Origin of the sequence: Streptococcus suis, from assembly GCF_002964045.1 — a bacterium.
GTDB lineage: Bacteria > Bacillota > Bacilli > Lactobacillales > Streptococcaceae > Streptococcus > Streptococcus suis_U.
Window position 1 is genome coordinate 1 of sequence record NZ_POPB01000595.1, and the last position, 334, is coordinate 334.

1 pseudogene is annotated in these 334 nt (G+C 41.3%); it reads left to right on the forward strand.

From position 1 onward, the window contains the following. Positions 1–334 (forward strand): annotated as a pseudogene (locus C1E99_RS13055) (glutamine synthetase); the annotation flags it as partial.

Sequence of the window (334 nt, forward strand, 5' to 3'; positions counted from 1 at the left end):
AGCGAGCCATCACGAAGTGGCAGTAGGTCAGCATGAAATTGACTTCAAATATGCGGACGTCTTAAAAGCTTGCGACAATATTCAAATCTTCAAGTTAGTTGTTAAAACAATTGCTCGTAAGCATGGTATGTATGCGACATTTATGGCCAAGCCTAAGTTTGGTATTGCTGGCTCAGGTATGCACTGTAACATGTCCCTCTTTGACAAGGATGGAAACAATGCCTTCTTTGATCCAGAGGATCCTCGCGGTATGCAGCTGTCTCAAACTGCTTACCATTTCCTTGGTGGTTTGATTAAGCATGCTTATAACTATACTGCTATTACAAACCAAAAA